This window comes from Shewanella sp. K8 (genome assembly GCF_028823715.1).
Taxonomy (GTDB): Bacteria; Pseudomonadota; Gammaproteobacteria; order Enterobacterales; family Shewanellaceae; genus Shewanella; species Shewanella algae.
The window spans coordinates 1-8,974 of sequence record NZ_JAPEHY010000062.1; the positions used below are offsets into that span (position 1 = coordinate 1).

At 49.3% G+C, this 8,974-nt stretch carries 6 protein-coding genes; 5 read left to right on the plus strand and 1 reads right to left on the minus strand.

The genetic code is table 11. The features are described 5' to 3' along the window. Positions 1-91: 91 nt before the first annotated feature. Positions 92-604 (plus strand): imm11 family protein, encoded by a 513-nt coding sequence (locus tag ON072_RS20535; RefSeq protein WP_261753327.1) that lies wholly within the window; start codon positions 92-94, stop codon positions 602-604. A 495-nt stretch (positions 605-1,099) separates the two neighbouring features. Here ON072_RS20535 and ON072_RS20540 read toward each other — a convergent pair whose 3' ends face one another. After that, positions 1,100-3,952 carry a prolyl oligopeptidase family serine peptidase gene (locus ON072_RS20540; RefSeq protein ID WP_261753326.1) on the minus strand — a complete coding sequence of 951 codons (2,853 nt, stop codon included), beginning with the start codon at positions 3,950-3,952 and terminating at the stop codon, positions 1,100-1,102. Positions 3,953-4,207: 255 nt separating this feature from the next. Here ON072_RS20540 and ON072_RS20545 point away from each other — a divergent pair, with 255 nt between their 5' ends. The 4 genes from ON072_RS20545 to ON072_RS20560 all read left to right on the plus strand — a co-directional run bounded on the left by ON072_RS20545 (position 4,208) and on the right by ON072_RS20560 (position 8,692). Further along, on the plus strand, positions 4,208-5,215 hold the full coding sequence (locus ON072_RS20545) for an isocitrate dehydrogenase (RefSeq protein ID WP_025011991.1): 1,008 nt from the start codon (positions 4,208-4,210) through the stop codon (positions 5,213-5,215). 1,468 nt (positions 5,216-6,683) lie between these two features. Then, positions 6,684-7,661 (plus strand): transposase, encoded by a 978-nt coding sequence (locus ON072_RS20550; RefSeq protein ID WP_144380525.1) that lies wholly within the window; start codon positions 6,684-6,686, stop codon positions 7,659-7,661. Positions 7,662-7,898: 237 nt separating this feature from the next. Further along, complete coding sequence (locus ON072_RS20555; protein WP_129586123.1) at positions 7,899-8,321, plus strand: hypothetical protein; 423 nt, start codon at positions 7,899-7,901, stop codon at positions 8,319-8,321. Between the two features lie 101 nt (positions 8,322-8,422). Then, positions 8,423-8,692, plus strand: coding sequence for a hypothetical protein (locus tag ON072_RS20560; protein WP_144380526.1), 270 nt, complete (start codon positions 8,423-8,425; stop codon positions 8,690-8,692). The last annotated feature ends 282 nt before the right edge of the window (positions 8,693-8,974 follow it).

Consider the following 8,974-nt stretch of genomic DNA (forward strand, 5'->3'; position numbering starts at 1 on the left):
AGCATAAGCTGGAAAATCTCATCAAGAGATTGGTACTAATCTCGGGGAAAGGTCAATTACCGAAGATTTTAATGAAGGAGACTCTTTCTTTGTGTACGATGATAAAAGATCTTTCTTTTATAACAAGGATAATGACTTTAACCCTACGTCTATTTCAGAGTCTATAGTTTGGAAAGATAACGACCTGGATCATATTGATGCTTTAGACTTAATAAAACTAGGTTGCTTTAATGTTACCAAGGAAATTGCTCATGTTATAATGAGCTTTGACCCGTATGGCATAGCTTTTTACCCCGCCAAACTCGCTTGTGCCGGCCAGGATACAACTAGCGGGCGTTACTTAATAGCTGTAAACAATATTGTTGATGTAGTTGACAAAAGCAAAAACATTTCCAAAGCAATGACTCAGCATTATCTTTCCGAAGATAAAATAAAATCGCTTCCACCATGTAGACAACACGTATTCAAGCCCAAAGGAATGAGTAAAATTTTCTTTTCAAAAGAAATATTTGATGCACTTCACAACATATATGAAGAAGGTAAAATTAAGACCAGTTTAATTGCTTACACATTTGACACATCTGAAGAGTGCCCAAATATTTAACAACATTGGGTATCTTTTTTCTTTAGCTGTATCTGTTTTGAGAAAATTGAGCAAGATAAGAATGTCGCGCGCAGTTCTAAATTCTGGTGAATCTTGGCTAAATAGATATAAAGCAAGAGAAAGGATATCTGTGTAGTTGAATAAAATGGAGATTCATTAGTCAAATGATAGCCAGATTTACCTTTCTGGCGATGAAGTTTCAGGCAACATGTTTGGTCTTCTGGGAGTTGCTATCGATAAAATTTGACAATGTAATTTCCGAGCAAGTAAAACGCCTTTCTACAAACAATAAAACCTTAATTACTGCAGACAATAATGAGTAAGCATCAGTCGGTACACAAGGCGGGCTCGCTTTTGCCCAACAACGACTGCCAAAGATAACACTTAACATCCCAAGTCTGCTTGAGTACGTATCGCCCTGCCCCTCCCCTATAAACAGAAAAAAAAGGCGACCAATTGGGCCGCCTCTGTGAGTTATTTGGGCAGAAAGGGAGTTCAGTCTTCCGCCTTGGGCTCGCGATAAGCTTCACCCTTTTCAAGCCACTCGGGGGCCTTGGCACCCTTGAGGTAATGATCGAACCAGTCTTTCATCCGCACACTGTAATCCAGCTTGTTGGGATACTTCTTCAAGTGGTGCGGCTCGTCCTGATACTGCAGCAAGACCACATCTTTTCCGGCGCGGCGCATTGCCAGGTACAGTTCAACCCCTTGCTCCCAAGGCACGGCATCGTCTTTGTCACCGAACATGATCATCATCGGCGTTTGAATGCGATCGACATAGAACACGGGGGAGTTTTCTATGTATTTCTGCGGCGCGCGCATCAGGCTTTCACCGATACGGCTCTGGCCGGTTTCATACTGGAACTGACGGGCAAGGCCGGTGCCGTGACGTATGCCGCTGTAGGCACTGGTCATATTGCTTACCGGGGCACCACTGACTGCGGCCTTGAAGATATTGGTCTGGGTCACGGCAAAAGCTGTCTGGTAACCGCCCCAGGAGTGGCCCTGAATACCGACGGCATCCGGATCGGCAATCCCCATGTCGATAAGCTTCTGCACTCCGGCGGTCAATGCCTTGACCGAGCTGATACCAGGATAGCCGACTTCAAAGCGGATATCCGGCAGAAAGATGGCGTAATCATCGGCGGCATACCAGGCAAAGTTGGGCCTGTGATTGATTTTCATGTCCGGGAAGGCGTGCAGGCGATCGCTCATAAAGCGGTAGAAATATACCAATACAGGATAACGCTTGCCACTTTGATAGTTGGCAGGCTTGATTAACACGCCGTCCATTGCACGACCATCACCGTCGCGCCAGTGTACCAGCTCTGACTTACCCCAAGGCAGTTTGCGGCGCTGGGCATCAAAGTCGGTTTGCTTGACCGCCTTGGCTGGCTCAAGCAAAGCCGAGCTGTAGAGATCTGGATAGCTGTCGTAACGCTCCTGACTGAACAGCAAGGTATCACCCTTGTCGGCTCTGGCCAGCACAGACAGCTTGTTGTCTTTGGCAAACAGCGGCGTCAGTTGAGCCCGGCCGATAACCGCACGGTAAAAACCGTCGGCCTTGGTCTTGTGGCTATAGCCCTGCAGCAACACAGCCTGGTTGCGCGCCACAGTGGCCGGATAAGCCTTGTCTGGCTGGGCCAGAGCTTCAATACGCAGACTTTGCTGCTGCTTGCGGCCCTCACCGCCTGTCAGCATAAAACCGTCGTGGGAGCGGGTATCAAACTGCCAGATATCGTATTTGTCATACACCAGCAGGCCTGAGTCATCCTCGAGCCAGGGGCCGAAGCCATAGCCGGGCGCCGCAGATGGATAATCATGATCTTCATCGGCGAAGCTGACCTTGAGCTTGCTGCTGAGGTTATGTTTGCGACCACTGGCCACATCATAGAGATAGATGCCGCCCTGCTGATAAAAGGCCAGGTATTTACCGGCCGGTGACAGGGTTGGCGCACTGCCGCTTGGCTGTTGGGTCAATACCCGGGTCTTGTGACCGGTATTGATATCCACCAGGTAAAAATCCCGGTAAAAACCGGCCCAGGTGATCATCTTGCGATAGGGAATATCAGAGCTCCCCAGCAGCACCCGCTTGTGTTCGCTCAGCTCAATGTCCGGCACCTTGCGGTCGGCCAGTTGCACTAGGTTGCGCGAACCAAGATGCAGCACAGCCAGATAAGTGCGGCTCTGCTCTTTTTCATACTGTTTGACTTCGTTGGGCTTGATCAGCGGATCATCCCCGTGCCACAGGCGTAGATCCCGCTGGGCACTTACCAGCGCGGTGTCGTACAGGTCGCTGCTCTGCTCCACCTTGGGAATTTGCAGCTGCTTGCTTATCTCGGGCACCCGGCCGAAGAACAGCCGCTCACCGTCGGCCGAAAAGCTCAGCTTGGCATGGCGATTAATGAGCCAACCCTTACTGTCGCCCTTGCTTGGCAATATCTGGCTCAGTTTGCCCGACTCTCTGTCGTAGAGAGACAAGGCATAGGGGCGCTCATTCGCATCCAGCGCCGCATCACCTCGGGTATAGGCAAGATAGCGGCCGTCACGGCTCAGTGCCAGGGCACCAAACTGCTTGTCGGCTTGGCTGCTGACCGATTTGAGTTCAAAGCTGCGGGTATCGAGCACAGAGATGCTGTGACTATTACTTGCACTGTCATTTTGCGCCAGTGCCAGCACACTGCCGTTATAAGCCAGTTGCCAGGCGGTCACATGCTCGAAACGCTGTGACTTGCCGCTTGCCAGCGACAACAGCTCGAAACTGCTGCCGGCATCCAGTTTCGGCGTTTTGGCTGCTGGAGCCTCGGGGGCGGATGCTTGATTGGCTGCTTTGGCTGAGGCCTCTTTGGCATCAATGCCGTTTGTCTCTGCGCTCTCTTTGCTTTCTTCATCGGCCTCATACCAGATAGCCAGCAAAGTACCATCTTCGCTGAAGGCATAAGACTTGACCCGCTCAAAGCGGCGCTGCTCACCAGTGGTGTTATCCAGCAGCAACAGGCCTTTTTTCAGCTTCTTGCGCGCCTTGGGAGCAAGCTTTTCCGATTCCAGCAGCGAAGGCGCCAGAGTAAAGGTAGTGTAACGGCCATCGGCTGACAGCTGCGGCTTGGAGCCACCGGCGACATCATAAACCTTGGTATTGGCCAGTGACTTGACCACACCACGGCTGTCGCCGCGATCCGGCGCGACACTATAGGCCAGCACCTTGCCTTGTGGGTCGAGAACCTGATCGGTAATCGACTCAAACTGCATTATATCCTTGAGGGTCAGTGAGGGGCTGCTCTGGGCACTGACTGCGGTAGCGAAACCGGCTGACAGCAACAGCAGCGATGCTAAGGGCGTTAACTTCAAGATCGTCCTCTTTTTCATTGTTGTTAGACTAAAGTAGACTTTTTATTTTGTTGGCGTTCCATCATGGTCAGACGCCGACTTTTTAGCAAGTCAGCCTACAGAAAAAAGCGTGAGATTGCTCACTATTCCCTGTGAAAATGCGTTGAATGTGTATAGAATAGCGGCGATCTAAATCACAAAATTCTCAGTCGAAAACCGTGTCACTGACATGGTCTGATAAATAGCAGTAACGACCAACCGTGGAAGGACCTCTCCATGTCAAAAAGAACTATTACCGTGATCCCTGGTGACGGGATCGGCCCCAGCATTATCGACTCAGCTCTGAAAATTCTCGATAAGGCGGGGTGCGACTTTGAATATGAATTTGCCGATGCCGGTCTGACTGCTCTGGAAAAACACGGTGAGCTCCTGCCTCAGCGCACGCTGGATCTCATCGAGAAGAACCGTATCACCCTCAAAGGCCCATTGACAACGCCTGTTGGCGAAGGCTTCACCTCCATCAACGTAACCCTGCGTAAGAAGTTCAGCCTGTACGCCAACGTACGTCCTGTGCTTTCTTTCAAGGGCACCCAAGCCAGATATGAGAACATAGACATCATCACAGTGCGTGAAAACACTGAAGGTATGTACTCAGGCCTGGGACAAAAGTTGTCTGAAGACGGCGCCATTGCCGAAGCCACCAGTATCATTACCCGTCAGGGTGCCGAGCAGATTGCTACCTTCGCCTATGAACTGGCTCGCAAGGAAGGTCGCAAGAAGGTGACCATAGTCCACAAGGCCAACATCATGAAGTCGACTTCAGGCCTGTTCCTGAAAGTGGCCCGTGAAGTCAGCCAGCGTTATCCGGATATTACTACCGAAGAGATGATTGTTGACGCCACTTGCATGAAGCTGGTGATGAACCCGGAAAACTTCGACGTGATAGTCACCACCAACCTGTTCGGTGACATTCTGTCAGATCTCTGCGCCGGTCTGGTGGGTGGTCTGGGCATGGCCCCGGGCGCCAACATCGGCAGCAACGCCGCTATCTTTGAAGCGGTTCACGGCAGTGCCCCGGATATTGCCGGCAAAAACCTGGCGAACCCAACTTCAGTGATCCTGGCATCTATCCAGATGTTGGAATACTTGGGTATGTCAGATAAAGCCGCCGCCATTCGCGCCGCCGTTTCTGCGGTTATCGAAGAAGGCGACCGCACTACCCGTGATCTCGGTGGTACCCATGGCACCACAGACTTCACCCAAGCAGTGCTGGATAGACTCTGATCTAATATCAACTCAGTAAGTTGCTAAAAAGGATGACCCAAGGTCATCCTTTTTTATGCCTGTGTTGGCAGGCAATGGGAAACATCCGCCGCCGGAGGCCCAACCAATGTTTTTGGCTATTTTGAGCTGAAAGCTATGTTAGCCGCTGTGCCAGCGGCCTAAAGTCGTGGAGCTTCGCCCCACTTTCAAGCACAGGCGGAACTGTGACCGTCGAAAACAGGGACGTATTCACGCCGTGTCACAGGATCGCCTGTGCGAAAGGCGCACCGCAGGTGATGGACTACATCGTGGCCGGAAGCTCGCCAATACTAACTTAGGAACTTTTAGCTGGAAGCTATATTAGCCGCTGTGCCAGCGGCCCAAAGTCGTGGAGCTTCTCCCCACACCCGAGGAAAGGGGGCTGTATCGACTCGCCCCCTTTCCAAACCCCCAGCGACCCGCGACGCAGCGGAAAACCCCTTGTGCTTATGATGCCAATTCGCTATCGCGCCAGACGCTCATCCCTGATTCGACTGGCGCTGCTTCGGCATCCATGCCTCGCTACGCGATTGTCATCAACGCCCTGCGGCCGCTTCGAGCGGGAGTTGGTGCAATTCTGTAAGAATGGAGTAGCTTGAAATATCTGAAGTGCTTGCAGACATACACCTAATTTTCAGGCTCTAGTTCTGGTGGGACTGTGACCGTCAAAAACAGGGAAGAATGCAAACACTCAGTCAATTCTGCTTCAAAAACAAACCAAATCAGGGTGTTGTTGCCTTTGTCAAAACTTGACCTTTGGCTAATTGTTTTCACATTCAGTACTGGCTATTGTAAAGCTAATTCAAGCGCTTAGCTTTAGCGCTTCCTTAAGCTTTAGGTCAGAAACAGCAACACTTTTTCGTTTTCAGCGGAATGCAGGGACGAACAGAGTTTGGACCCGTGCGGTAGCCATGGCTTTACTTAACGTTTTTGTAGGGCTTGGGTTGTAGCGTTTGCGGCGCTCATGAAAAGCACCTCAGAACTGATTTTTTACACAGTATTATTGACGTTCTGGACAAAATGCCGGGAATTTGCAGCTAAGCTTGCGCGTTATTTCCGTAATATTGCAGGAAATACTGTTAAATTCATAATGTTAAAAAATACAGCTGGTAGATAATAGGTTTAGAAACCTCGCATGCGCGTTTAGCTGCAAGGGATATTAGGACTAAATGGTATTATATCCAGCAAATACAAACAGATAGCGATGCGCGTTTACACTCCTCCGAGGACTAAAACGCGCATGCGTACTATACAACTGTTATGTTGCAGGAGAGTTAAGTGGCCGTTTGGCAAGTTCCCATTGAGTTCGTCCCTGCCAAGTGGGCCGAAGAGAATAATTTTGAAGTAGATTCTCTCTATGGCGAGTATGAGAATATGGACACCCTGCGTTAATGGCGCGGTAGTTAGCCACCGACTATGCTTTGTTTAAGCATTTAACAAGGAGGTTATTATGCCGCGCCCTCGCCGAACTCAAATCAGCCTTGAAGATACATCTTACTACCACTGTTGCAGCCGCGTGGTACGGCGAGCTTTCTTGTGTGGTGATGATGCCTACTCGGGTAAAAATTATGACCACCGCCGTGGATGGGTGGAATCGTTATTGTTTGAACTGGAAGCTGTTTTTGCCATTGATGTGGCGGCATTCGCCATCATGAGTAATCATCTGCATCTGGTGTTGCATATCGATATAGAGATAGCAAACCGATGGACAGACAGAGAAGTGCTTGAGCAATGGCATAAGTTATTCAAAGGTGACGAGTTAACCCGCAAATTCACCCAGGGTGAGCTGATTGAAGCGTATGAAGTCCCCAGGCTGAAGAATACTATCGCGATTTATCGCAGCAGGTTATGTGACATCAGCTGGTTTATGCGTTGTCTCAATGAACCGATAGCGCGTCAAGCCAATCAAGAGGATAACTGTACAGGCCGATTCTGGGAGGGAAGATTTAAGTCGCAAGCCTTACTGGATGAAGCCGCCGTGTTAACCTGCATGGCCTACGTTGACCTCAATCCCATCAGAGCAAAGATGGCCGATACGCCTGAGCAGTCGGAACATACCAGCATTCAGCTACGTATTCAGGCAGCCTTGAAATGCGAACAACCCGCCAAGCTACTGCCCTTTATTGGCAATGAATGCAGTAATCAGCCCAGTGGTATTGCGTTTGGGCTCAAGGATTATCTTGAATTGGTGGATGATACCGGGCGTTGTATTCGCGATGATAAACGTGGCGTGATAAGTGAAAAGAGTACCAAGCTACTGACGCGGTTGAATATCCCTCATGAGAACTGGCTCAAGCTTACCACTGAATTTGGAAAACTATTTCGTGGCCCGGTGGGCACCTTGCAAGAGCTCAGCTGTTACTGCGAACACTTGGAGAAGCGACGACGACATTTTGCAACCAGCTGTCAGTACTTTCAAACGGCCTGAACCCCACGCTATTTAACTCAACCGCTGTCATTGAAATCCCCTGAACCATGGGTAGGGCTAGCACAGCTCAAATATCGCATTTTTGCGTGAAATATGTTCGATTTCATCAAACCTCTGCAACTCACGGATATCTTTCTACCTCCGGGTGCTCAAATACCATACTGGTGCTTGAACGCAGACTGAAAGAAGATTAAGTTATTGTTTTACAGTGGGTGGCTTGATTTTTAGCTTGATTTTTTGGAATTAATCCAAGATCGAGCATATATTCGGCCTGAATTTGGCGCCTGCCACGTAAACTATGCTTGGCGCCGCCATAGGCAAAATAACCACAAGTTCGAGAACCTGGAAAACGCCTTTAACTCAAAAAATAATAGTATTCTGCGGTTGCTTCAAAACTTGGGCGGTAACGTCAACGCTGCTAATCACCCTGAGCGCGGCAATTGCTTGTTTGTTGCTCTTTGGTATCCTGATTCCGATTGGGCCATACTTTGCAATCCAATAGCAGCAACATTGGTCACGCGTGAAGCAGTGGAAGCGTTCTCTGTTACGAAGCAGCGAAATGATGAAATCGTTGAGTCTATAGAAACATTGTTCAATTCATCTGGCTCAGATTTAAGGCGAGAACTTGATGAGAATCTCTACTCTCAAAATATCGCATAACAAATTACTGTTATCGCCGCTACGCGGCTGGGACCTCTATATATGCTGCGCTTCTCTACGGTCCCAAAGCAAAGCGTTAATTGCACAAAGAGGGAATATCTGTGCCAAAGAAAGTTATAGAAACGAATATTGGTAATACACACATCAAGTTTGAAAACACTTGGTTTAGTGGAGCAAAGTTATTTGTAGATGGCGAAATAGTAGTAAAGGATAATTCATTTTTTGCTCTGGACAAGAACTCGCCATTGGTAGCAAAAAAGATTGTAGTAGAAGGTGTAGAGCACCTTGTAGAAGTCTTTGCTCATGCCATCTTTACCGTGAAACTGAAGTTGCATGTAAATGGACAGTATGTTGCTGGAGACAAGTTCTAGCAATTAACAAAAACATGTAGTGCCGCCCCGCAAATCCATCGCTTCGCTCAAGCGTGCCTCAGTCAAGGAGCGCGGATGTGACCGCTTAACGCCCTCGAGGGTTGCTCGCACCGCTGCTGCCGACATAGGCGCTGCTGGATTTCCCTCATAAGGGGGAATTGGTGCAATTCTGTGAGAGTTAACTTGTTTGAAGCTACCTATATGCCCGCAGACATACACCTCATTTTCAGGCACAGGCGGAACTGTGACCTTCCGAGCCAGGGATGGCGAGGCAGAGCTTAC